Origin of the sequence: Pseudomonas prosekii, assembly GCF_900105155.1 — a bacterium.
In the GTDB taxonomy this organism is placed as follows: Bacteria; Pseudomonadota; Gammaproteobacteria; order Pseudomonadales; family Pseudomonadaceae; genus Aquipseudomonas; species Aquipseudomonas prosekii.
In genome coordinates, this window is sequence record NZ_LT629762.1 from 5,178,832 (window position 1) to 5,203,414 (window position 24,583).

Genomic DNA, 24,583 nt, shown 5'->3' on the forward strand with positions numbered 1-24,583 from the left:
GCGCCACGCACAAACAAACCACTGCTCCCGCCCCATTAGGTGCTACGGTGCCAAGCCACCCTTCATCCATTCGCGGATGACCTGTCGGCATTCCCCCGTGATCCACAAGGATGAGGTGACACGTGCACGCTTTAATCGACGTCATTGAACGTCTCCGTTCCCCAGCCGGACACTGCCACGACGCCCTGTCGTGAACGTCCCGCCGAAGAGTTTGCCGCTGATTCTCAATGAGCTGCGCATCGCTACCACCCAGCAGCATCAGTTGCTGGAGAAACGCATCCCTTTTTTCACCGCCGACCAAGCGCTTTACACCCGATTGATCAAAGCCTATTACGGTTTTTATCGGCCGCTGGAGCATTTGCTGGCCCGGCAGGCAATGAACATTTCCGGCCTGGACTGGCTGATCCGCAGCAAAACCCCATCCCTTGAAGCAGACCTGTTTGCCCTCGGCCTCGGCACAGACGCCGTCGAGGCGATTGCCCCGTGCCGGTTTGCCTTCCAGATCTGCAGCGCCGCCGACGTGCTCGGCGTGTTATACGTGCTCGAAGGCGCGACACTCGGCAGCCAGTCGATGCGCAACGGTCTGTACTCGCGCCTGGGCATCGACGAACACAGCGGCGGGCGGTTTTTCGGGGTATACGGCACCTCGACGCTGGTGATGTGGCGCGGATTTCTCGCGTGCTTGTACGAAGTGCGCGACCCCGCCGAGCGAGCGCGAACGGTGGTCGCGGCCGAGGCGACCTTCAAGGCGTTCGAGCAGTGGCTGGAGCAGTGCGGGGTATTGCAATGATCCGCCGGACGCAGCCTCGCGGTGCTCGGCAGCTGCTGCAGGGGGGCGGTTGGGGGCGCTGGTGAATGTGCGGCGTCGTGCGGTTGCGCAATGTCGGCCCTGACCTAAGCTTTGGCCTAGGCGAAACATTTTTGCGGGCCGTCACCCGGAACGATCGCCGCGATGCGCAATCAGTAGAGCGTGGATATCAAAAGGAGACGCGCATGCTCATCAGGTCATTGACCCTGACAACCTTGCTGGCGCTTGCTGGCCCCTTGCTCGCCGCCGATGGCGATTCCCCGTTGGACATCGATAAGGGCAGGGCCCGGCCGCTGATCGTGATCACGTCCAGCACCATCGACCCGGTCTGGCTCGGTTTGAAAAAATCGCTGGACGATCCGGCCAACAAAGAAGCCCTGGCCCAGCGCAACATCCGGGTCTACAGCGTGCTGAACATGTCCGGCCAACTCGACGGCAAGGACATGGGCCAGCAGGACACCATGGCGCTGATTCGTTCGCTGAAACTGGGTGCCGGCGCGTTGCCGAAAGTCATTCTGGTGGGCAAGGATGGCGAGAAGAAACTCGAAAGCTCGGGGGATGAATCGAAAACCGTCGACCTGAAGAAAATCTTCGAAACCATCGACGCGATGCCGATGGCTGAAAAAGAAGCGGCCGCCGCTGCCGCCGCCACGCCACCAGCAGCAGCAGCCGAACCGGCAGCGGCAAAAGGCACCAAGGGTACCAAACCGACAAAACCGGCCAAGCCTACCAAGCCACCAGAAATGCCGGATGACTGATTAACATCCTCTGCCCCCCCCTGTAGGAGCGAGGCTTGCCCGCGAAAGCGCTGGACCCGCCAGAAAAGATACTGGCTGATCGAACGCTTTCGCGGGCAAGCCTTGCTCCTACAGGGTTTGTGTTGGGCACATCACCCCAGACAACCGCGCAGTTGTGGGAGCAGAGCTTGCTCGCGATGGCGGTCGGTCAGGCGATTTTTGATTACCTGATACACCGCTTTCGCGGGCAAGCCTCGCTCCTACAGGGTTTGGGCTGGGCATATAACCGCAGACAACCGCGCAGTTGTGGGAGCAGAGCTTGCTCGCGATGGCGGTCGGTCAGGCGATTTTTGATGACCTGATACACCGCTTTCGCGGGCAAGCCTTGCTCCTACGGGTTTGGGCTGGGCATATAACCGCAGACAACCGCGCAGTTGTGGGAGCCGAGCTTGCTCGCGATGGCGGTCGGTCAGGCGATTTTTGATTACCTGATACACCGCTTTCGCGGGCAAGCCTCGCTCCTACAGGGTTTGGGTTGGTCGGTCAGGCGAGGCTGTCGACGACGCCGCCGTCTACGCGCAATGCCGCGCCGGTGGTGGCGGAGGCTTGTGGCGAGGCCACGTAGACCACCATGTTCGCCACTTCTTCCATTTCGGCCGCGCGCTGGATGATCGAGGTCGGACGGTTGGCCATGACAAAATCGGCTGCAACTTTTTCCATCGATTCGCCGGACTTCTGCTGTTCATCCTTGAGCATCTCCTGCAGCCCTTCGGACAATGTTGGCCCTGGCAGTACGGCGTTGACGGTCACGCCAGTGCCCGCCATGCGCTTGGCCAGACCCCGTGAAATCGACAGGTTTGAAGTCTTGGTGAAACCGTAATGGATCATGTCCGCCGGGATGTTCAGCGCCGACTCGGACGAGATGAACACCACCCGGCCCCAGGCGTTTTTCGCCATGCCTTCGAGATAGGCGCGCGACAGGCGCACACCGGACATCACGTTGACCTCGAAGAATTTTTCCCAGACCTCATCCTCGGTTTCGAAAAAATCTTGCGGGCCATAAATCCCGACGTTGTTCACCAGAATATCCACGTGCGGCAGGGCGGCGACCATGCTCTTGCAGCCTTCGGCGGTGCCGGCGTCGGCGGCGATCCCGCGCACCTTGGCGTTGGGCAGCAGCTTTTTGAGCTGGCTGACAGCGGCGTCGACAGCGTCCTGCTTGCGCCCATTGATCACCACCTCGGCACCGGATTGCGCCAGGCCTTTGGCAATCGCAAAACCGATGCCTTGGGTTGAGCCGGTGACCAGCGCGGTTTTGCTGGATAGATCGATGTTCATGGCTATCACTCGCTTGAAGGGGAGGTAAGAGGGATGACTGCGCGGGGCTTTGTGGAGTTCAAGGCATTCCGATGATTTGTAAAAAAGTTTGTCAGCGGCGTTGCTTCACGCCAGTCTGGACGTTGAAGATTTTTGCCAAGGCCTGTCGCTCTCATGTCAGAAAAAACCGCCGACCAACACTCGTTCCGGGCCGCTTCGGTATTGGCCCTGTGTTTACCTGGCGATGTCTTGTTGTACCTGCTGTTGCCGATGCAGTCGCAGGCATTCGGCATCACGCTGGCCGAGGCGGGAATTTTGCTGGCGGCGAATCGGCTGGTGCGGATTTTCGGTTATCGCTACGTCATGCAGTTTTACACCCGCCAGGGTGATCGCCCGGCGTTGCTGCTGGCCACGGGCACGGCGGCGTTGTGCGCGTTGGGTTACGCGACGCTGTCGGGTTTTTGGTGGTTGCTGCTGTTGCGCCTCGGTTGGGGGTTGTCGTACGCGGCGCTGAATTTGTCCACGCAAGTGATGGCTACCGCCGAGCCGTTGGGTGCGGCGCGGCGTACCGGGCGTTCGCGCGCGGTGATCGCGGCGGGGCCGATGCTGGCGCTGCCGCTGGGTGCGTTGCTCAGTGTCGAGTACGGCCCGCGAGTGATTTTCTACCTGATGTGCGTGACCTCGCTGCTCGGAATGTGGCTGGCGCTCGGGCTGCCGTCGGCGGCGCATCCGATGGCGGCCTCGACGCGGCGTTTCCAGTGGCCGGACAGTGTCGCGATGTGGTCGTTTATCGAAGGCCTGACGCTCGACGGCTTGTTCATCATCGGCCTGTCGTTATTGGCTGATCACTTGCTGGAAGGCAACGCCGTGGTGGTCGCCGGCACGCTGCTGGCGCTGCGTTATGTCTCGGAATTGTTGCTCAGCCCGTTGGGCGGCGTGGCGGCGCAGCGCTGGGGCGCGACGCGAATGTTGATTGTGTTCTCGCTGATGACCTCGATAGCGCTGATCGGCTTCGGGTTTCACTGGTTGATCGTCGGCGGCGCGCTGGTGCTGATATTGCGCGCGCTGCAATTGCCGTTGGTGGTGACGGTGATCGCCCAGCGTCATCCGGACAGCGGCCGGGTGCGCGCGCTGGCGGGGAACGCGGTGTGGCGCGACATCGGCGCCGGGATCGGGCCGTTGCTGGCGGGTTTTCTGCTGCCGGTGGCGCCGTCGGAATGGGTGTATGGCGGGGCGGCGCTGTGTCTGGCGGTGAGTGCGCTGGCGTGTGTGGAACGGAAAAAATAGTCAGTTTCACAGACCCCTGTGGGAGCGAGCTTGCTCGCGATTACGTCAGCCCGGTCGACATTGATGTCGCCAGATATACCGCAATCGCGAGCAAGCTCGCTCCCACAGGGGAATAGGCGTGGCCGACTTACTCGGTCAATGCTTGCAATATCTGATGCGCCGCTTTGACCCGCTCCGGGATCGGGTAGTTTTTGTTGGCCATGATCACCACGCCAATCTCCCGCGACGGCACATACGCCGCGTAAGCGCCGAAACCACCGGTCGAACCGGTTTTGTTCAACAGCACATCCTTCGGCTCAGCCTGCGGCGGGTTCAACCACTGGACTTTATGCGCCTCCATGGCCATCGGCGTCGAATTGCCCGCGAGCAATTTATCCAAGGTGATCGGGTAGGCATAACGCTCCCAACCCAGGCCCTGAGTCATGTCGCCCACCGTGTAATAACCGGCATGCGTCGCGGCAATCGCGTGCTGCACCGGCGCGTCCAGCGCGGCCGGCTGCATGTTTGCCTGGACAAAAGTCAGCAGGTCCGCCGCGCTGGTTTTCACCCCGTAGGCTTCTGCGTCCAGCGCTCCGGGGCTGACACGCACAGGCTTGTCGGCCTTGTCGTAACCCTGAGCGTAAAGCTCCATCTGATCCTGCGGTACCTGGATAAACGTGTGCTTCAACCCGAGTTTTGGCAGCAGGGTTTTTTCCATTGCCTGCTCAAACGGCACGCCGAGGCTCTGTGCGGCCAGATACCCGGACAAGCCGATGCTCGGGTTGGAATATTGCCGATGAGTGCCGGGCGCATAAAGCGGTTTCCATTGCTGGAAATAGCCGAGCATCTTGTCTGCGCTGTCTGCCGCTTGAGGGAACTGCAACGGCAAACCGCCCGCCGTGTAAGTGGCAAATTGCACGACGCTGATGTTATCCAGCGCGCTGCCCTTTAATGCCGGGAGAACCTGGCTGGCCGTGTCGTTCAGGGACAATTTGCCGGTCGCCTGCGCGTAGGCGAGCAGGGTGGCGGTGAAGGTTTTGCTCAGCGAACCGATTTCGAACAAGGTGTTTTTAGTGACTTTCTCCCCACTTTCTTTCGAGGCGACGCCGTAGTTGAAGTAATGCGCTTTGCCGTCAACCGTCACCGCTACCGCGATCCCCGGCACGCCTTGGCTTTGCATGATCGGGCGGATCGCCGCATCGACCGAGGCTTCGATCTGCTGGTCGGTGCGAGCCTGCGCCAGGCACACGCCTGTGCTGCCCAGTGCTACGCAAGCGGCGAGAATAGTCAGTCTGCTCATCGTGTTTCATCCATGTCGTGTCTGCTGATGGGCACGATTGTAATCGCGCGCCGAGGCTGCGGCGATGGTGGCGTTCAAACGAGGATTGATGCACACACGATCCTGTAGGAGCAGAGCTTGCTCGCGAAAGCTCCGGTTCAGTCGAAATGGTCTTCGACTGACACGACGCCTTCGCGAGCAAGCTTTGCTCCTACAGGGGGGGAGTGGTTCAGCGCACCAGGCACGGTCGCTTGTTATCGAATTTCCAGCCCGGAATCAGAAATTGCATCGCCACGCTGTCGTCGCGCGCGCCGAGGCCCATGCCTTTATACAACTCGTGCGCCTTGACCAGCTGGTCCATGTCCAGCTCGACGCCGAGCCCGGGTTTCTTCGGCACTTGCACGCAGCCGCCGACAATCTGCAGCGGCGCTTTGGTCAAGCGCTGGCCGTCCTGCCAGATCCAGTGCGTGTCGATCGCGGTGATTTCCCCCGGCGCGGCGGCCGCGACATGGGTGAACATCGCCAGCGAAATATCGAAATGATTGTTGGAATGCGAACCCCAGGTCAGGCCCCATTCGTGGCACATCTGCGCGACGCGAACCGAGCCTTGCATGGTCCAGAAATGCGGATCGGCGAGCGGAATATCCACCGATTGCAACTGGATCGCGTGGCCCATTTCCCGCCAGTCGGTGGCGATCATATTGGTCGCGGTTTTCAGCCCTGTGGCGCGGCGAAACTCGGCCATGACTTCACGCCCGGAATAACCGTTTTCCGCGCCGCACGGGTCTTCGGCGTACGCCAGCACGCGGTGCTGATCGCGGCACAAACGGATCGCTTCTTTCAATGACCACGCGCCGTTCGGATCGAGGGTAATTCGCGCATCGGGAAAGCGTTCGGCCAGCGCGGTGACCGCTTCGATTTCCTCGTCGCCGCTGAGCACGCCGCCCTTGAGTTTGAAGTCCTTGAAGCCATAATGCGCGTGCGCGGCTTCGGCCAGGCGCACCACGGCATCGGCGGTCATGGCTTGCTCATGACGGACGCGGAACCAGTCGTTATCGGCCTGCGGCTCACTGCGATAAGCAAGGTCGGTGGCGTGCCGATCACCGACGTAAAACAGGTAACCGAGCATCTTCACTTCATCGCGCTGCTGCCCTTCGCCAAGCAGCGCTGCGACCGGCACGTCGAGGTGCTGGCCGAGCAAGTCGAGCAGGGCGGCTTCGAGGCCGGTGACCGCGTGAATGGTGATGCGCAGGTCGAAGGTCTGCAAACCACGGCCGCCGGCGTCGCGGTCGGCGAAGGTCTGGCGCACTTGATTGAGGATCTTCTGATAAGTGCCGATCGGGCTGCCGACCACCAGCGCACGCGCGTCTTCCAGTGTTTGCCGAATGCGCTCGCCACCCGGCACTTCGCCGACCCCGGTATGCCCGGCGTTGTCGGTGAGAATCACGATGTTGCGGGTGAAAAACGGCCCGTGGGCGCCGCTGAGGTTGAGCAGCATGCCGTCGTGACCGGCCACCGGAACCACTTGCATGCTGGTAATGATCGGCGCTTTTTCGGTGTTTTTTGTGCGGTCTTGGGCGTGATCTTGTGTGTGCATTTTTATTGTCCTTGGATCAGAAATTCAGGCGTGGCTGGACGCGGTTTGGCCGACGGCGACCGAGGCTTTTTTCGGCGTATTGCGGGCGGCAAAAACGATGATCGCGGCGATGATCGAGGTCGCGGCCAAACCGTAGAGGCCGCCCTGGATCGAGCCGGTGTGTTCCTCCAGCAGGCCAAACGTGGTTGGCGCGACGAAGCCGCCGAGGTTGCCCACCGAGTTGATCAGCGCGATCACTCCGGCAGCGATTCGCGCGTCCAGATACGCCTGGGGAATCGGCCAGAACAACGACGACGCCGATTTGAAACCGAGTGCTGCGAAGCAGATCGCAACGAAGGCAAAGATCGGCCCGCCGGTGGTCGACATGAACATCCCGGCAGCCGCGATCAACAGCGCTGCGGCAACCCACGCTTGCTGGTTTTTCCATTTGGCCGACAGGGCGGCGAAGGCGTACATGCCGACAATCGACAGCAACCACGGGATCGAATTGAACAGCCCGACTTGGATGTCGCTGAGGTCGCCCATCTTCTTGATGATGCTCGGCAGCCAGAACGTCGCGGCATAGATAGTCAGTTGAATGAAAAAGTAGATCAGGCAAAACAGAATGATCTGGCGATCCTTGAGCAGTTTGCCCACCGACGGTTTGATCGGCGTCGCGGCTTCGCGGGCCAGTTGTTCGTCGTCGATGGCTTTGACCAGCGCGTCCTGTTCTGCGCGGGTCAGCCATTTGGCGTCGTGGGGTTTGGAGTCGAGCCAGAACCAGACGAACACGCACAAGCCAACCGAGAACATGCCTTCAATGAAGTACATCCACTGCCAGCCGTGCAGGCCCAGACCGTTGATTTGCAGGAGCAGGCCGGACAGCGGGCCGGAGATCAGCGAGGCAATCGCCGAGCCGCTGAGGAAGATCGCAATCGCCTTGCCGCGCTCGACGCCCGGCAGCCAGCGAGTGAAGTAATAGATCACCCCGGGAAAGAATCCGGCTTCGGCGACACCGAGCAGAAAACGCAGAATATAGAAATGGGTTTCGTTCTGGATGAACGCCATGCCGGCGGCGACCAGGCCCCAGGTCAGCATGATGCGGGTCAGCCAGATGCGCGCGCCGACTTTTTGCAGAAGCATGTTGGAGGGGACTTCGAACAGCGCGTAACCGATGAAGAACAGGCCGGCACCCAGGCCGTAGGCGGCAGCGCCGATGCCCAGATCCTGCTCCATGTGGGCGCGGACGAAACCGATGTTCACGCGGTCAATGTAATTGACGATGAACATGATCACGAACAGCGGCAGGACGTGGCGTTTGACTTTCGAGATGGCGGATTCGAGCACCGAATCGGTGCCGTCATGCATCCCGGACAGGGCTGTATTCACTTGCGTTTCTCCCACTGATTATTTTTATGCGGGGTGTAACTGTGTGTTACGTGTTGATAGACATCATACAACTAGGTTTTTTTGGTGCGCAAGGCTGTTGTCCAATGAAATAGCGCTGTTCCGGTAGATTCTTATTCTTGAAGCTGACTTTGGTGGTGGTTGTTTGAGCGGGTTTTGGCGTTTTGTGGAGTGTTGTCATACAAGTTGGCCGTCATTTTGGAAGGTCTCCCGACAATGCCAGTGCTACGATCCCGATTGCCCTGCCTCCGGAAGATCGCCATGCAAGAAGACTTCGACGTTCCCGCCCGCAAACGCAGCCATAACCTGGCGCATGATTTGGTCGCGAAGCTGACCCAGAGCATCCTGCTCGGGCAGATGTTGCCCGGCGACAAGCTGCCGTCGGAGAACTCGATCGTTCAGGAACACGGGGTCAGCCGCACCGTGGTGCGCGAAGCGATCTCGAAATTGCAGGCGTCGGGGTTAGTGGAAACCCGGCATGGCATCGGCACCTTTGTGATTGAGCGCGCAGCGGAGCAGGGCTTGCGGCTGAACGTCGACACGGCGCTGGGTGTGCGCAGCATTCTGGAACTGCGCATGGGCCTGGAAACCCAGGCCGCCGCGCTCGCCGCCAGTCGTCGTACGGACGCGCAATTGCAGCAGATGCGCGAGGCGCTGGATGACTATCAAAACCTGCTGGCGAATAACGACAGTTGCGTGGAGGCCGACAGGCGCTTCCATTTGCTGATCGCCGAAGCCACCGGCAACGTGTGTTTCAGCGAAATCATCCAGCATTTGGGCAGTGCGATGATTCCGCGAACCCGGGTCAATGCCGCCGAGCGTGGCGCGGCGGATTTGAGCAAGCTCGGGCAATTGGCCAATCAGGAGCACGAGGCGATTCTGAACGCGATCAAACGCCAGGACCCGGACGCGGCTCGCGCGGCCATGTGGCTGCATCTGACCAACAGCCGCGACCGCTTTCTGGCGCGGTCCTGATAACCGTTGGTCTAGTCGATAGCACGCCGGTGATGCGCCCGTTTCCAACAGATATGGCCCGGACTGACCGGCCTACATCAGTGAGGTGCATCATGGCTAACGATTCGATGTTCCAGGGTGGAACGCCCAATACCGATCCCACCAGACCCATGCCCGGCACGGACGAGCCGTCGCTGGACCATGATGCTCCGCCCGGCATGGACCCCGCCCGGGACCCGGCGCAATCGGATGCGGATCGCCCCGATGACTGGAAAGACCCGAGCGCCGACGAAGACATGCCGGCGGCAGATGAGCAAACGCCACTGTCCGATGATCGGCGCTAAACAAAACCCGGCCAGAGTGCCGGGTTTTTTGTGGGCCGCAGGTTGACCGCGTCATCGTTCATCGCGAGCAGGCTCACTCCCACAGGGGGTCTCCAGCACGCCGCGAACCCTGTGGGATACAACCCCTTCATTGCCTGAACGACCGCTTTCGCGGGCAAGCCTCGCTCCTACAGGGGATTTTCAGCACGCCGCGAACCCTGTGGGACACAACATCTTCATTACCTGAACGACCGCTTTCGCGGGCAAGCCTCGCTCCTACAGGGGATTTTCAGCGCGCCGCGAACCCTGTAGGAGCTGAGCTTGCTCGCGAAGAGGCCGGCAGCCACGACATCTTCATCACCAGAGCGACCGCCTTCGCGGGCAAGCCTCGCTCCTACAGGTTTGTGGGGTCAATGTGGGAGTGAGCCTGCTCGCGATGGCGTCAGCAGCGCCAGCAGTTTTCTTTCCAGATTCAATGCCAGCACGCTGCTCAACACCACCACTGCGCCGACTATCACCAGCATCGTCGGCCGCTCGCCCAGTGCGAAACTGGCAATCAGCATCGCCGTCGGCGGCACCAGATACAGGGTCATCGCTGCGCGGCTCAAGTCCACATGTGCCAACACAAATGCCCACGCCAGATACGCGAGCGCGCTCGGAAATACGCCCAGGCCAATCACCGCTATTTGCACGTCAACCGGCGCGCGCAACACCTGATCCGCCAGCCCCGGCAGATACACCAGCAACAACAGCGTCCCCGCCCAAACCGTGTAACAGGTCAGGGTCAACCCGTCATACCGCCCGGTGTGATGCTTCTGCAATGCGAAATAAACACTCCACGACAGCGCCGCCAGCAAAATCAGCAAACCCTGCGCATCAATGCTGGCCAGGCCTTTGTCCCCGGCGACGACGATGACCACGCCGATCAGCCCCAGCAGCACGCAACCCCAACGCCAGGCACTGACCCGATCCTTGAACACAAACCGCGCCAACAACGTGCTGAACAACGGCGTCGATTGCGCCAGCACACTCGATGCCCCGGCGCTGACACTCTGCTGCCCGATGTTCAGCAGCACGTGATGCAGACTCACGGCAAACAAACCAAGCGCGATCAGAAACGGCAAGTCACGTATTTTCGGCAGGCTGATGCCGCGCCAAACCGCGACCGCCGCCATCAACACCGACGCCAGCAGAAACCGCAGCAACGCCAGATGCCCGGGCTCGTAGGCCTGCAAGCCAAGGTGAATGCCGGTCGGTGAATAACCCCAGCACACCACGACAAATGCCATGGCAAAAATGATTTTCAGAGCGGGAGAAAGTTGCGGCATGGTCGTGCACCTGTGGTGGATGCACTGAGTATCAGAAGCCTGGTCGTTCGCTACAACTGACTTATACTGCGCCGATACATCACTTTGGGTGAGCATTATGGAATTGGCGCAGATTCGCATGTTCAAGACTGTGGCCGACGTCGGCAGCATTGCTCGCGCGGCAGAATTGCTGCATTGCGTGCCGTCGAATATCACTGCGCGGATCAAGGCGTTGGAAGCGGAGCTCGGGGTGGCACTGTTTCTGCGCGAGGGGGCGCGGGCTGCGGATCAGTCCTTCAGGGCAGACCTTCCTGACCTACGCCTCGAAGATTCTGGCGCTGACGGTTGAGGCCAAACGCGCTCTCGACCCATCCACCGAGCCTTCCGGGCCGCTGCGCATCGGCGCCATCGAGTCCTCGGCGACCGGGCGCTTGCCGCGCTTGCTGGCGAAATTCCACAAACGTTATCCCGGTGTTGCGCTGGAATTGGCCACCGGCACCTGGAGCCAACTGCTCGACGACACTGCCAACCATCGCCTCGACGGTGCCATCGTTGCGGTGGATGTCGAGCGCTCGCACCTGATGCGTACGCCGATGTACCGCGAAGAGCTGCTGCTGATCGCCTCGACGTCGCTGGGACCGGTGCGCGATGTTGCCGATTTGCAGGATAAAACCGTGTTCATGTGGCCGCCCGGTTGCCCGTATCGGGCGGCACTGGAGCATTGGTTGCTGCGTCAGGGGCAGGCGCTGCCGATTGTCAGCCTGGCTAGTTACGGCGCAATTGTCGGTTGCGTCAGCGCCGGGGCCGGCGTGGCATTGGTGCCCAAAGGCGTGTTCGATCAATACGCGAAAGGCGCCGGGTGCGCCGGATATGAGTTCGCGGAACTGACGGCGGTGGAGAATTTATTTTATTGGCACGAGAACGCCGGTGTACACCCGGCACGCGAGGCGTTTGTCGGAATGCTCCGCGAAGAATTTGCCTGAACCCGACCCCGGGCGCCCTGGCTTTCTGTAGGAGCAGAGCTTGCTCGCGAAGAGGCCGGCAGCCGCAACATCTACGCTGCCTGAAAGACCGCTTTCGCGAGCAAGCTCTGCTCCTACAGGGGGTTTGCGTTGTCTGCGCAATTGCGTGTTGGTCGGTCAGTTGCCGCTGACATCGCGCATCAGCAGGGCGAAGCGCAGATCCACTGCATCCGGGATCGGCACGTACACGGTGTGGCCATCGCCCGGCGCGACGTCGATCGGTTCGCCGCGCAGGTTTTGCAACTCATGCAGGTCAAAGTGAAAGTTGCCCTTGGGCGTCATCAGTTCCATGTGATCGCCCAAACCAAAGCGGTTCTTCACTTGCACTTCTGCCAGGCGATCGCGGCGTACACCGGTCAACTCGCCGACAAACTGCTGACGCTCCGACACCGAGCTGCCGTTTTGGTAGTTCTGGTATTCGTCGTGCACATGCCGGCGCAGGAAACCCTCGGTGTAACCGCGCTGGGCCAGCGATTCGAGATCGGTCATCAGGTTGCGATCAAACGCGCGGCCCGCCACGGCATCGTCGATGGCCTGGCGATACACCTGAGTGGTGCGTGCGCAATAGAAATGCGATTTGGTCCGGCCCTCGATCTTCAGTGAATGCACGCCCATCTGCGTCAAACGCTCGACATGCTGCACCGCGCGCAGGTCCTTGGCGTTCATGATGTAAGTGCCGTGCTCGTCCTCGAATGCCGGCATCAACTCGTCCGGCCGATTGGCTTCCTGCAACAAAAACACCTGATCGGTCGGCGCGCCAATGCCCAACGTCGGTTGCGGCGCGAATTGCTGCACGATCTCGCCGAGCTGGTTTTCCGTGGCCGCTTGCGCCGAGTACTTCCAGCGACAGGCATTGGTGCAACTGCCCTGATTGGCGTCGCGCTTGTTCATGTAACCTGAATCGCCCCGGGTTTTCTAGACACTCTCCAGGCTCGCTGCGTAACGCTTTTCAAACTCTACCGGTGACAGCTGATTGTTGAAACTGTGGCGTCGTTTTGGGTTGTAAAACATCTCGATGTAATCGAACACATCATCCCGAGCATCCTGGCGTGTAGTGTAGATTTTACGCTTGATCCGTTCCCGCTTTAGCAGCTGGAAAAAGCTCTCCGCCACAGCGTTGTCGTGGCAGTTACCTCGACGACTCATGCTGGCCACCAGGTTGTTAGCTTTCAAGAAGCTTCGCCAGTCTGAGCTGCTGTACTGACTGCCTTGATCTGAGTGGATCATCACCTCTTGCTTCGGCTTACGTCTCCAAACCGCCATCAGCAGTGCATCAATGGCTACGTCGCTGGTCATCTGCGACTTCATTGACCAACCAATGATCTGGCGTGAAAACAGATCGAGCACCACGGCCAAATACAGCCAGCCTTCATATGTTCGGATGTAGGTAATGTCTGTGACCCAGACTTTGTTGGGTTCTCTGACATCGAATTGGCGCTTCAGTAAGTTCGGTGAGGCAACGGCTGGTTTACCGCCATATTTTCCCGGCCTCCGTCGATACCCAGTCTGAGAACGTAAACCCTCAAGGCGCATCAACCTAGCCACCCGGTGACGGCCACAGCTCTCACCAACCTCTCGCAGGTCATCATGGATCTTGCGATAGCCATAAACGCCACCGCTTTCCAGCCAGGAGTGTTTGATCAATCCAAGCAGTCGCTGATCGTCCTTGGCTCGCGCAGATTTTGGTTCTGATAGCCACGCGTAGTAGCCGCTGGGATGAACCTTGAGCGTCAGGCAAAGCCGTCGAATCGCGTAATGACCCGATTGCTGCTTAATAAAGGCGTACTTCAGCCGCACTCCTTGGCAAAGTACGCGGCGGCCTTTTTTAAGATGTCTCGCTCCTCCGTCACCCGTTTCAGCTCGGCACGTAGACGACGAACCTCAGCGCTTTGATCATCCTCCTCAACGCGCTGTTCTTGGGGCTTGGTGTAGCGCTTAACCCAGGCATAGAGGCTGTGCACGGACACACCCAATCGTGCAGCCACCTCCGAGACAGGAAGCTGCTTTTCGGTCACTTGCTTGACCGCCTGGATTTTGAATTCTTCGGGATATCGCTGGTTGCTCATGGCACCTCCTAATGGGCCTCATTTTAAGGCTTGGAGGTGTCTACGAAACTAGGGGCGATTCAGTCTTTCGATCTGGGCTTTATGCGTTTTTATCATGCGGTTTTCATTACGGCATCTGATGCACGGAGGCGGTTGCGTGGCCATCCAGGTAGTGGCCGCCGTCATCGACAAGCGTGTAGCTGACGGGTACGCGGGCATCTGCGCCGTGGGAGAAGTTGGCCAGCGGGTACGCTTTTTCGCTGAGGGGCGGGGCCATCATGTCGAGGGACTTTGCCACGGGCTGTTCACTCCCTTGAACGCCAACGCGTAAAGAAGAAAACGAGGCGTGATAGGGGCTGGGGTTGTGGCACACCAGCACCCAGGTACCTGCCTGCTGTTCGATGCGAAAGGTCAGGGCGCCAGCCATTTTTTCGGGAGCGCTGGGCAGGTTGGCGGGTCGGTAGAAGATTTTCATCTGGGTGTTCATGGCCACGGCGACGCGCGTAGAAAGCGCGGGCGCGTCTACTTTGGCAGGAGGGATTTCGTAGAGATTCAACCAGCTCACGGACTCACGGTCTTTCGGCAGCGCGCTACCGTCGTAAACGATGCGCAGGCCCTGCAACGCTTGGGGTTGCAGACGAAATACCGAAGGTAGGGCGATCATCGCCGAGACTGAGTCTTCCGGCGCGCGGTTGCCTTCACCGTTGTCGACCCAGGTTTGCACCACCACGGGATAGGCATTGGTGTTGGCCAGCATCAGCGAGCGTTGGGTCTGGCCCTCGTGGAAGATCAACCGGGTCTGTTCGGGCATTAGCCCGGCACGCGCAATTGAGGACGCACTCATTGCCACGCATATCCATACCAGCGCCGAGTAGAACGCGAGCCTGATCATTGGACCTTTACCAGTACGTAAGCGGTGGCGTTGACCCTGCCCGGCTTGGCTGTTTCGCCAGGCAGGATGCTGAGGGTGGCGGTGATCGTCTGCAGGTAGCTGGTGTAGCCGGACGCGTTGCTGCCGGCGCTGCTGGCGCCCGCTAATACCGGGTACCAGCCGCCGGTGGCGCCCGTGCCGGTGCCCGACCATCCCAGAAAATTCATGGCACTGCCGTTGCTAGTGTTACGCAGGCTGATACCCACCCCGGTGGCTACCGAAGGGTCGGTGCCATAGCCGTTGGACACCAGATAGGTCACCCCGCCGCCACTGCTCAACAGCCCCAGGGACTGGGCTTGGGTATACGCGCTGTAGGCCACTTGGATGCCCAGTGCGGTCTGGTTGCTGGCGGTACCGGAACTGGCGGTGTTGCTGCATTCCAGGCCGATGGTGAAGTCACTGCTGCGAGTCATGCCCTGGTTCAACTCAGTGGCGGTGATCGGCAGGAAACTCACCACGGGCGTGACGTTGCGGGCCACGCAGGTGGCGGTGTAACTGATAGAAGCCGCGGCGCGCATGCCAAACGCAATACCGTTGCGTGCGCCCCAGAAGTTGTAGTTGTTGTTGGAGTCCGACCCCACCGGATCCGAGGCGATGCCACCCCCTCGAAACTGGACGTAGCCATTGGGCTGGGTGCATGTATAGCTGTAGGTCCCGCTGCCACTGGAGGCTGCTTGGCCCCCGCACCAGTTACTTCCCGAGCCTGACGTTGGCGGGAGGCTGGATACGCGAGCAAGTTCGCCCTGGATCATGCTCAAGTGTTTGGCTTTGATCTGGATCTTGTTGCCGACCGTGTCGTACTGGGTGATTTTGGCGTCCTGCCAATAGCGTGTGAACACTTTGCCAGAGTTCAGGTGCGTCAATTTGATCCCGACATAGGGGAACCACGTGGCGTAGTAACCGGGCAGCCCATCGTTGACCGAGGCCCCTGATCCATTGCCGATTTCCCAGTAACCGCCGACACGGTCGTCACCGTTGGTGGCGAACACCTCGTAAATGCTATCGGCGTCGCTCAGGTCGCATTGCCACAGTACGGTCTCGCTGGTGAGTCCGGGCGCCGTCGCGGCGGAAACTACAATGGAGCCCAAATGCGTGCCGACCGGTTGCAGGTAGCTGGAGGTCAGGTTAACCCGGCCAAACGTCAGTTGTGCCGAGTTGCCGTCCAGCACTTGATTACCGTTGAAGACCCGCGTGCAGGTTGCCTGGGCATCCGCACCGACGGTGGCGCCGAGGGTCAGGAGCAGTGTGAACAGTGGACGAAAAAGAGTCATGGTGAGCTCCGGTATAAAAGAGTTTCAGGGGCGGCGGCAATCGCTGTTGAGTTTTATCAGGGCTTGGCTGACGTCCTGTCGCGTCAGGTCGAACTGCATACGGCACTGCTCGTTTGCGCCTTCGCCCCAACGGACGGTCAGGCGGCCCTTGAGTTTTTCGGTGCGCAGGTAAGCCTGGCTGCCTTGGCCGACCATCCCGATGAGGCTGCCGTTTTGGTCCAATACATCGGCGCCCATGGGCACGGCCTCACCGCCGGGGCGTAAGGCTTTGACCAGGATTGCGTTACCGACGCGGGTCTTGAATTCAACCTTCACGGCTGCTCCTGCGTAGGGCGCGACGCGGCGCTGGCCGTCATCGAGTTCGGCTTTTTCACTCATACCCTCAGGGTTGATGGCTACCGTGTTGTAGCGATAAGGGGTCAGCGAAGGCACCAGCGCGTAGCCGTCGCTGTCGATGGTTGCGCCCATGCCATTCATGACCTTCGCACCGCTGGCGCCCTTGGCTTCGATCAGGGCGAAGGTGTCGCCCAAGTAAGGTCCGAACGTCACACCGCCGCCGTGCACGGCCAAGGCACCACGAGCGCTGCCGGACGCTTGCCAGTAATCCTGCCCTTTGGACGCGCTGGCGCTGACCGAGGCGTTGGGCAGATGTTTCTGGACGTTGGCGCTCCACACGTTCTGTTTCTGATCGGCGTCGCGGGACACGTCCATGCTGTAGCTCAAGCTCTGATCGACCCCCTGGGTGCCCGACAACGAGGTTTGATACAGGTCGCCAGAGGTAGAGCTGTGCGTCACTGAGCTGCTCAGCGACGGCACATTCGAGCGGGCCGGGCTGCCAAGAGGGAAGGACACCGAGAGCAGCGTGACGGTCTCTTGGGTGCCGGCACTGCGCGTGGTGCCTACCCCGTTGTCCGAGACCGTGTTGCCCAGTTGGTCGTTGTAGTTGCCGCTTCGCCGGTTCAGGTAACTGCCGGTGCTCTGTCGCGACACGGACAGGTTGACGCTGACGTTGTTGCGCAAGGTGTTGGCCCAGCCAAATTGCAGCTGCGTGTCGCGTTCTCGGCCGCTGCGGTAGTCCTGGGTCGAACCGGATAAAAACACGCTGCCGTAGTCATTGAGGTTTTGATTGATCGACACCTCGAAGCGTGAGCGTTGCATATAGCTCGTCGACTCCCAGGTTTGTTGGTTGCGGATCGACTCGCGCACGCCGAGCACGTCGCCGAGGTCTCGATAGCCTTCGGTTGAATAGCGGTAGCCGGCAATCGACAAGGTGGTCTTGGTCGGCTGAAAGGTGCGGCTGTACGACAGGCGTGCCATCCAGCCATCGAGCAGGCCTTCGTTCGGCAGATTGGCGCGCGAGTAGGTGGTGTCCAACCCGAATGCACCCAGGGTGTTGGCGTAGACGCCGCCGAGCACCAGCGCCTGGTAGCCCTCGGCTACCCGAAAGCCGCTATTGGCGGTCACGCTGTTGGTCAGGCCGCGCTGGTAGGTCATTTCGCTGAAGGGATCTTGGTCGCCAAGATCGCGGCTTCGGCCAATTGCCATGCTGTAGCGTGACAGGCCAGGCCGCAACGACTCGGGAACCGCTGAAAACGGTACCGTGAAACGGCTGACGCTGCCGTCGGCCTCGACCACCGAGACTTCAAGGTCGCCGTTGTAGCTGGTGGAATAGAGGTCGTTGATTTCAAAAGGACCAGGCGCTACGGTGGTCTGATAGATGTCATTGCCGTTCTGGCGCACGATCACCTGCGCGTTGGTTTTGGCAATCCCACGTACCGTAGGTGCATAGCCGCGCACTGACTCCGGCAGCATGCGGTCGTCGGAAGCAATCTCCAGCCCGGTGTAGCTCATGCCGGAAAAAAACCGACCTGAAGTAAAACCCTGGCCCACGGTCATTTCGCCTTGTAATCCAGGCAGGGCGCGTTGGGCGTAAGTGCGGGTGGTGTTCCAGTGGCTGCCGTTGTCGTTGTCGTAACGCAAATTGCCTTGTTGGCGCAGACGCCACAGACCCATGTTCAACCCGCTGTTGAGGGCCAGGTAGCTTGAGTCGGAACTGCCGCTGTAGTTGCCTGTGCGTGTGACGTGGTACTGGCTGGCGCTGTAGTTCACGAAACCGATGGTGTTGCCGCCGTCCAGGTTTTGCGGCGCGACGTAGCCGCGCGGGGTGTTCAGCATCAGGCTCTGTGGCACGTTCAGGTCCAGGCGCATCTGCCCGAAATCGAATGCTGTCGACGCGCCCTGAACGGCTTTGCCGAGAACCAGGCACTGGGCCGTGCTGGGTGACTGGATAGCGCTTTTGAGGACTCCGCCGCTTTCCAGCAACGCTACGGGCAGGCAGGGCTGCACATCGCCTTCACCCTGGTCAGCGAAGCGCAGGTCAACGCGGTCGACAAAACGACCGTTGATAAACAAATCCACCCGGTATTGCCCGGGTTCAATGGCGTTGACCCTATTGAAGCGCGCCAGTGAACCGCTGCCAAACAGCATGTTGTCGTCGAACACATAAGCGTCGGTGGACGCTGCGACGGTGCTTTGCGCCATGGCAATGCCTGGACTCATCAGGCTGACCGTGCTGAACAGGGTTGACTGAACGAAACCGCGTAACCAGCAGTGACGTGCAAATACAAGCCCCATCTTGAATGCTGATACACGATAGGTAGGCATGACGATCACCTCGTGCTAATCAAAGAAGGGGCAGATCAGTGATGACATCAGCACCGAAATCGTTGACCAATGTCAGGCGCACGGTGTCTCCCGCAGCGGCGGAGGCGCCGGCGGGCAGCGCCCAGTTGGCCTGGCTTAACGGCGCGACCATCGACGCCTGTGAAAGCGCGTAGGACTTGCCCCGGCTGACCACGTCGGCACGGCGCACGGTGGCGAAATACCCGCTGTCATTGCTAGCGATCACCGTCTTGCCCTGAAGCTTGAAATGCAGGGATTGGTTCAGCGCGTCGGGGTTTCCGGCCAGCCCTTGCGGGCGGTAAAACACCTTCATGCGGCTACTGACGCTGAGCAGCAACTTGTTGGCTTGCCGCTCGCTGGTCTTCATGGCCGGCATCTGCACGAAATTGAGGTAGAACAGCGATTCGCGGTCCTTCGCCAGGTCGTTGCCGGTGAAGACCAGGCGCACGACCTGGCCAGCATTGGGATTCATGCGAAACACTTGCGGACTGGCGATAAACGGCGCATCAGCGGTCTGTGCCGTGAGGTTCGGGTTGCCCGTGTCGAGCCACATTTGGACCAGGTAGGGATGGGTGTCCTGATTGGTCAGTTGCACCACCTTTTCCTGGACTTGGGCCGGGTAGATGACGCGGGTGCCCGTCATTACGACGCTGGCATGTGCGTAGGAGGTCATGGCCGTGCCGAGTGTCAGCGCCAATGCCAGTGTGGTTTTCTTCAGGCGAGTCATGGTGTTCTCCGTCCAACAGGCGCAGAGCGGGTGAAGAATGCGGGCGTGGGTAAAAGTGCCGGGCACAGGGCCCGGCAGGTACCTGGGATTACAGGTAATCCAGGGCGTATTGCGCGGTGGCCGAAACAGTACCGGCCGTGGCGGCACCGGCTTCGCTGATGTAGCGAACAGCGAAATCGTGGCTGGCGCTGGTGGCGCCAGAGCTCAAGGTCAAGCCTGGAACTGAGGTGATCCCGTTGAGTACAACGGCAGAACCGCCAGTTTCGCTGAGCAGTTGCACTTGTACGTTGGTGGCCGTACCGGCGTTGGCAAGGTTGCCTGCGCTGGTCACGTTGTTACCCAGGAAAGCCGTCTTGATGGCGAGGCTCGAAGAGGGTGCGGTGCAGCCGCTCACGCTGACGGTGAAGGGTGTTTCGCCTGCCGTGCTACCCACTGCATTCAGGGCGGCAGCGCTGACGGTAGGCATTAGGATGACCGGGTTCGCGGCGTTGCCATTGACCGTGACAGCGCAGGTCTGAGCCGATACCTGGCCGGTGAACGTGATGGTGTTCTGGGCGGCTGCGAAGGTCAGCGCTGGAGCGGCGGTCATGGCCAGGATCAAGGCAATACGCTTCATGGTGGAACTCCTCATTAAAGTTGATTGGGCTGCGCGTGGAGGCTGTCCGGTGTTCGCCAACCGGCGTAACGGGGCTTGTCCAGGCGCCGCAATCTTAAGGAGAGGAGGCGTTAGGTTTAATCAGGCGATTCTTAAAAGCTGCGTAATGGCCATGCGTGGCGACCGCTCACAGAACCGTGCCGAAAGCGCGGGTACTTTGAGGATCGTCTTATTCCGGCTCAATGGCCGTTGGATTAACGTTCGCTGATGAAACTACGCCAATCCCTACCTCCGTTCGACACGTCGTTCTCAACTCCCACTGCGGCGAGGAAGTTGCTGCGCCTGTTGGTGAGCGCTCTGGTGTTGGGGTTTTACGCGGGCGTCTACAGCTATGTGAACGCCACCTTGAGCCAGGAGATATCCCAGCGCCGCAGTTACATGAACGCGGCGATATCCGATGCGCAGAGTTTTTTCGTCAGTCGCCAGACACTGCTCAAGACGCTGCGGCTGGCGGCGGTGCGCAGCATCACTGCGCCGGTAGCCAGTGCGAATGCGGTGGAGGGGGAAGAGGTGCACGTCGGCCTTGGGACGGACAAACAAGCCTGGAGCCTGTGGCTGACCCACCGCATGATCGACTACCTGCGGCTCAACAACGTGAACCTGTTGTACGCCGCGAGCGGCACCCGAGCCGAGGTGATGCGCCTGATCCCCGCCCGCGAACCAGTCCAGCTGATTGCCCCGCATTTGCTGGCGCGGCTCAACGCTGAATATGACAGCGCCGCCGACGAGCTTTGGCTCACGGATCCCGAGCGCGATGATTCCCCCCTGTATATATTTACCTGTCTTGATGACCGTAGCCCTCATTCAGGTTGGATGGGGTTGGAAGTCGAGTCGCCAGACCTGCTGAACGCCCTGGGAAACGAAAACGCCGGCCAGTTCATCTTGCTCGACGCCAGCGGCCAACTGATTTTTGATAGCGCGCAAGGGCAGTCGTTACGCCTGGAACTAGCTCAAATGCTGGCGCCTCAGTCGTTCGGCTTTGTCGGCGGCACTTGGCTGCCGGATCATCTGGCGATTCGTAAACAACTGGGGTTTTCGAACTGGCAGATCGTCTACGCCCTCGACATGCACTCACTACTGCCTGCGTTGATAAGCCCCGTGCTGATCAGCGTATTGCTGTGCGTACTCACCACCTGGCTGATGATCTGGCTGATGCGGCGCATCGACCAGCGCCTGATCGTACCCGCCGGCAATCGCATTGAGGCGCTGGTGGAAAGCGAGGCGTTCAGCCGGGCGGTGATCCGCATTGCGCCGGTGGCGCTGTGTGTGCTGCGCCGCCAGGACGGCGAGGTGGTACTTGATAACCCGCTGTATACGCAGTGGATCGGCGACAGTCAGGAGCGCCAGCAACGCAGTGCTGACTGGATCCGTCGCGGCTTTGATGATGCCGAACACAACACTGTCGATGAGTTGCAACTGGCGGATGGTCGTCACCTTTATCTGAGCTTCGCGCGTACTCGATACAAGCGCGAAGATGTATTGATCTGCGCATTCAGCGACATCAGCGCGCGGATGCAGGTGGAAGTGGCCCTGGATCGCGCGCGGCGTATGGCCGACGCCGCCAACGAAGCCAAGACCTTGTTCCTGGCAACCATGAGCCATGAAATTCGCACGCCGCTGTACGGCGTCCTGGGCACCCTGGAGTTGTTGGCACGCACTGAGTTGAGTGATCAGCAAAAAGGCTATCTGCAGGCCATCGAAGGGTCTTCTGCCAATCTGCTGCAACTGATCAGCGATGTGCTGGATGTGTCGCGTATCGAGGCGGGGCAGTTGCAACTGGAGTGCAACCGGTTCTCACCGTTGGAATTGATCGAGGAAGTGATTCACGGCTATGCCGCCGCGGCTCACCGCAAAGGCCTGCAATTGTTTGCCTGCGTCGATCCGCAGTTGCCGGACTGGTTGAGCGGTGACGTCAGCCGCATTCGGCAGATCCTCAGTAACTTGCTCAACAATGCGCTGAAATTTACCGACAGCGGCCGGATCATCCTGCGCGTCCGGCTGGACAGCCGCGACGGTGAGCGTGTGATGTTGCACTGGCAGGTGTCCGATACCGGCAAAGGTATCTCCCACGAAGACCAGCAACACCTCTTCGAACCGTTCTACCAGGCTGACGGGAACACCCACGTAATAGCGGGAACCGGCCTGGGCCTGTCGATCTGCAAGCGCTTGATGCACCTGATGAACGGCAGTATGCGTGTGGTGAGTGAACCGGGCCTGGGCAGCAGCTTTACCCTGCACCTGCCCCTTGAGCAGCTATCGGCGTTGGAGCCATCACTGGGCGCTGATGAACTGTTGCCGGAAATGGTCTGCGTGGTCTCGCCGGTACGCGAGTTGGCCGTCAGCATCTGTGGCTGGTTGTGCCGATGGGGCGCGCGCGCCCAAGTCGGTTTGCCCAAGGCCTATGACAATACGCAGGGTGCGGTGATCCTTGAGTTGCACCCTGGCCGACTTGGCGAAACGTTGGCCGCGCACTGGGAAGGCCCGCGCGTACTGGCGGCCAGTGATCTGCATGATGAGGCCCTCAACAACCCGACAGGCATAGTGAGCTTCAACAACTTGAAGGCCCTGCGCATGGCGGTTGGGGCCGCTCAAGGCCAACTCATGCGCGGCGCGACGGCATCAGCGCAAAGCTACCCGGTATTCAACCTGGGTATCCACGTGCTGGTGGCCGAAGATAACGTCATCAATCAGTTGATTCTGCGCGATCAGCTCGAAGAACTCGGCTGCACGGTCGAATTGGCCGGCGATGGGCTCACGGCCCTGGAGATGTGGCGCCATTCGACGTTCGACCTGATCCTCACCGACATCAATATGCCGCGCATGAACGGCTACGAACTGACCGCCAAATTGCGCAGCCTCGACTGCCACTTGCCTATCATCGGCGCTACCGCAAACGCCATGAGCGAGGAGGGTGAGCGTTGCCTGGAAGCGGGTATGAACCGCTGCCTGGTAAAACCGTTTGCCTTACGCACGCTTTACACCTGCCTGGAACCTTACCAAAGGAGTGGCAATTGAAACCCTATCGGGTGCTGATTGTTGAAGATCACCCCTTTCAGCATGAATTTTTGCGCAACCTGTTCAGTACCCTGGGTGGGTTCAACGTCGAGGCCGTATGGGATGGCGCCACGGCGCTGCAACGCCTGAACACTCACACTTACGATCTGGTCGTGACTGACTTATTCATGCCCGTGATGGACGGCGTGCAACTGATCCAAAGCATTGCCAGGCTCGGCAACGCACCTGCGCTGGCGCTGATGAGTGTGGCCTCGCGACGCATGTTGGTCAGTGCCGGGCTTGTGGCAAAAAATCTGGGGCTGGAAGTGCTGGGGCTTATTTCAAAGCCGGTGGCTGCGTGCGACATCATGCGCTTGCGCGATTGTCTCGATAAGCGCCGCAGTGACTTGGATGCCTCCCGTCGCCATCCTGTGCAGCCCGCTCGCCAATGCCTGCTGGAAGCCATGGAAAGCGGTGAAATACAGGCCTGGTTTCAACCGAAAAAATCGTTGCGTGACGGCCGAGTGTGCAGCGCCGAGGCGTTGGTGCGTTGGCGACACCCGCAGCAGGGAACGTTGCTGCCCAGGGATTTTCTGCCAGCGCTTCAACGTTTCGGACTCGAAGATAAATTATTGTGGCTGATGCTGGAGCAGACGATCGAGGCGCAGTCGTTCTGGCGTCGTCGTGGCTGTGAAGTGCCCGTTTCGATCAACTTGCCGACCCACTTGCTCGACAGCCACGACCTCGCCGATCGTTTGCACGATCGTGTTTTGGCCCTGGGCGCCGAACCCGCCTCGATCGGTTTCGAGCTGATGGAGACGTCCACCACCGAGTCGGCCAGCGATTACTACGCAGGCGCCTGCCGCTTGCGCATGAAAGGCTTCGGACTGGCGCAGGACGACTTCGGCAAAGGTTTCAGTTCCTATTTCAACCTGGTTTCTACGCCCTTCAGCGAACTGAAAATTGACCGCTCACTGGTCCACGGTTGCGTCGACAACGAAGGCCTCGCCACCGCGTTACAGAGCATTGTCGAACTGAGCCGCAAGTTGGGCCTGACGGTGACGGCCGAAGGCGTGGAAACCCAGGACGAGCTAGAGTTCTTGCGCAAGATCCACTGTGATCAGGCGCAGGGTTTCCTAATTTGCGCCGCCGTACCGCCTGAACGGTTTTATGAGTTGTTGCGCGAAGATGGCCTGAAGCCAGCACTAAATTGAAGTCAAGTTGTCTACCTGTAACGCGCCATGGAATGGCAACAGTGGCGGAGAAGCTCCTCGCCGTTTCA

General features: G+C 60.1%; 18 protein-coding genes and 2 pseudogenes. 8 read left to right on the top strand and 12 right to left on the bottom strand.

The window, feature by feature from the left end:
- The first annotated feature begins 190 nt into the window (after positions 1-190).
- Positions 191-790, top strand: coding sequence for a biliverdin-producing heme oxygenase (locus tag BLU01_RS23235; RefSeq protein ID WP_157720183.1), 600 nt, complete (start codon positions 191-193; stop codon positions 788-790).
- A gap of 203 nt (positions 791-993) precedes the next feature.
- A complete protein-coding gene (locus BLU01_RS23240; protein ID WP_092279884.1) occupies positions 994-1,566 on the top strand; it encodes a DUF4174 domain-containing protein in 573 nt (190 codons plus the stop codon).
- Between the two features lie 522 nt (positions 1,567-2,088).
- Here BLU01_RS23240 and BLU01_RS23245 read toward each other — a convergent pair.
- Complete coding sequence (locus tag BLU01_RS23245) at positions 2,089-2,883, bottom strand: SDR family NAD(P)-dependent oxidoreductase (RefSeq protein ID WP_092279886.1); 795 nt, start codon at positions 2,881-2,883, stop codon at positions 2,089-2,091.
- Between the two features lie 153 nt (positions 2,884-3,036).
- Here BLU01_RS23245 and BLU01_RS23250 point away from each other — a divergent pair, with 153 nt between their 5' ends.
- Positions 3,037-4,149: an MFS transporter gene (locus BLU01_RS23250; RefSeq protein ID WP_092279888.1), complete on the top strand. Its 1,113-nt coding sequence runs from the start codon at positions 3,037-3,039 to the stop codon at positions 4,147-4,149.
- 127 nt (positions 4,150-4,276) lie between these two features.
- Here the strand turns inward: BLU01_RS23250 and ampC are convergent, their stop codons facing one another.
- The 3 genes from ampC to BLU01_RS23265 all read right to left on the bottom strand — a co-directional run bounded on the left by ampC (position 4,277) and on the right by BLU01_RS23265 (position 8,351).
- Positions 4,277-5,428, bottom strand: a complete 1,152-nt coding sequence (gene ampC, locus BLU01_RS23255; protein ID WP_092279890.1) for a class C beta-lactamase — start codon at positions 5,426-5,428, stop codon at positions 4,277-4,279.
- Between the two features lie 208 nt (positions 5,429-5,636).
- Positions 5,637-7,004, bottom strand: a complete 1,368-nt coding sequence (gene gudD / locus BLU01_RS23260) for a glucarate dehydratase (protein WP_092279892.1) — start codon at positions 7,002-7,004, stop codon at positions 5,637-5,639.
- A gap of 24 nt (positions 7,005-7,028) precedes the next feature.
- Positions 7,029-8,351 (bottom strand): MFS transporter, encoded by a 1,323-nt coding sequence (locus BLU01_RS23265; protein WP_408003148.1) that lies wholly within the window; start codon positions 8,349-8,351, stop codon positions 7,029-7,031.
- 300 nt (positions 8,352-8,651) lie between these two features.
- Here BLU01_RS23265 and BLU01_RS23270 point away from each other — a divergent pair, with 300 nt between their 5' ends.
- The gene (locus BLU01_RS23270) at positions 8,652-9,365 is read left to right on the top strand and encodes a FadR/GntR family transcriptional regulator (RefSeq protein ID WP_092279896.1); all 714 of its coding nucleotides are present in this window, start codon (positions 8,652-8,654) and stop codon (positions 9,363-9,365) included.
- Between the two features lie 92 nt (positions 9,366-9,457).
- On the top strand, positions 9,458-9,688 hold the full coding sequence (locus BLU01_RS23275) for a hypothetical protein (protein WP_092279898.1): 231 nt from the start codon (positions 9,458-9,460) through the stop codon (positions 9,686-9,688).
- A 389-nt stretch (positions 9,689-10,077) separates the two neighbouring features.
- Here BLU01_RS23275 and BLU01_RS23280 read toward each other — a convergent pair whose 3' ends face one another.
- Positions 10,078-10,995 carry a DMT family transporter gene (locus BLU01_RS23280; protein WP_092279900.1) on the bottom strand — a complete coding sequence of 306 codons (918 nt, stop codon included), beginning with the start codon at positions 10,993-10,995 and terminating at the stop codon, positions 10,078-10,080.
- A gap of 97 nt (positions 10,996-11,092) precedes the next feature.
- Here BLU01_RS23280 and BLU01_RS23285 point away from each other — a divergent pair.
- Positions 11,093-11,957 (top strand): annotated as a pseudogene (locus tag BLU01_RS23285) (LysR family transcriptional regulator).
- A gap of 156 nt (positions 11,958-12,113) precedes the next feature.
- On the opposite strand, the pseudogene BLU01_RS23290 reads toward BLU01_RS23285, so the two are convergent.
- The 7 genes and pseudogenes from BLU01_RS23290 to BLU01_RS23320 all read right to left on the bottom strand — a co-directional run.
- A pseudogene (locus tag BLU01_RS23290) lies at positions 12,114-12,896 on the bottom strand (U32 family peptidase C-terminal domain-containing protein); the annotation flags it as partial.
- Between the two features lie 15 nt (positions 12,897-12,911).
- Positions 12,912-14,062 (bottom strand): IS3 family transposase gene (locus BLU01_RS23295; RefSeq protein ID WP_092271200.1). Its coding sequence is split into 2 segments (ribosomal slippage): positions 12,912-13,828 and positions 13,828-14,062, totalling 1,152 coding nucleotides; the frame shifts between segments, so codons are not numbered across the junction.
- A 106-nt stretch (positions 14,063-14,168) separates the two neighbouring features.
- The gene (locus tag BLU01_RS23300) at positions 14,169-14,885 is read right to left on the bottom strand and encodes a fimbrial biogenesis chaperone (RefSeq protein ID WP_231987103.1); all 717 of its coding nucleotides are present in this window, start codon (positions 14,883-14,885) and stop codon (positions 14,169-14,171) included.
- 44 nt (positions 14,886-14,929) lie between these two features.
- Positions 14,930-16,243 (bottom strand): fimbrial protein, encoded by a 1,314-nt coding sequence (locus tag BLU01_RS23305; protein ID WP_092279904.1) that lies wholly within the window; start codon positions 16,241-16,243, stop codon positions 14,930-14,932.
- A gap of 24 nt (positions 16,244-16,267) precedes the next feature.
- Entirely contained in the window at positions 16,268-18,802 is a 2,535-nt protein-coding gene (locus tag BLU01_RS23310; RefSeq protein WP_092281724.1) for a fimbria/pilus outer membrane usher protein, read from the bottom strand.
- 124 nt (positions 18,803-18,926) lie between these two features.
- Positions 18,927-19,652 (bottom strand): fimbrial biogenesis chaperone, encoded by a 726-nt coding sequence (locus BLU01_RS23315; protein WP_092279906.1) that lies wholly within the window; start codon positions 19,650-19,652, stop codon positions 18,927-18,929.
- A gap of 88 nt (positions 19,653-19,740) precedes the next feature.
- A complete protein-coding gene (locus tag BLU01_RS23320) occupies positions 19,741-20,268 on the bottom strand; it encodes a fimbrial protein (protein WP_092279908.1) in 528 nt (175 codons plus the stop codon).
- A 246-nt stretch (positions 20,269-20,514) separates the two neighbouring features.
- Between BLU01_RS23320 and BLU01_RS23325 the strand changes: the two genes are divergently transcribed.
- Positions 20,515-23,322 carry an ATP-binding protein gene (locus BLU01_RS23325; protein ID WP_092279910.1) on the top strand — a complete coding sequence of 936 codons (2,808 nt, stop codon included), beginning with the start codon at positions 20,515-20,517 and terminating at the stop codon, positions 23,320-23,322.
- Positions 23,319-24,515 (top strand): EAL domain-containing response regulator, encoded by a 1,197-nt coding sequence (locus tag BLU01_RS23330; protein WP_092279912.1) that lies wholly within the window; start codon positions 23,319-23,321, stop codon positions 24,513-24,515. The genes BLU01_RS23325 and BLU01_RS23330 overlap by 4 nt, the downstream gene beginning before the upstream one ends.
- The last annotated feature ends 68 nt before the right edge of the window (positions 24,516-24,583 follow it).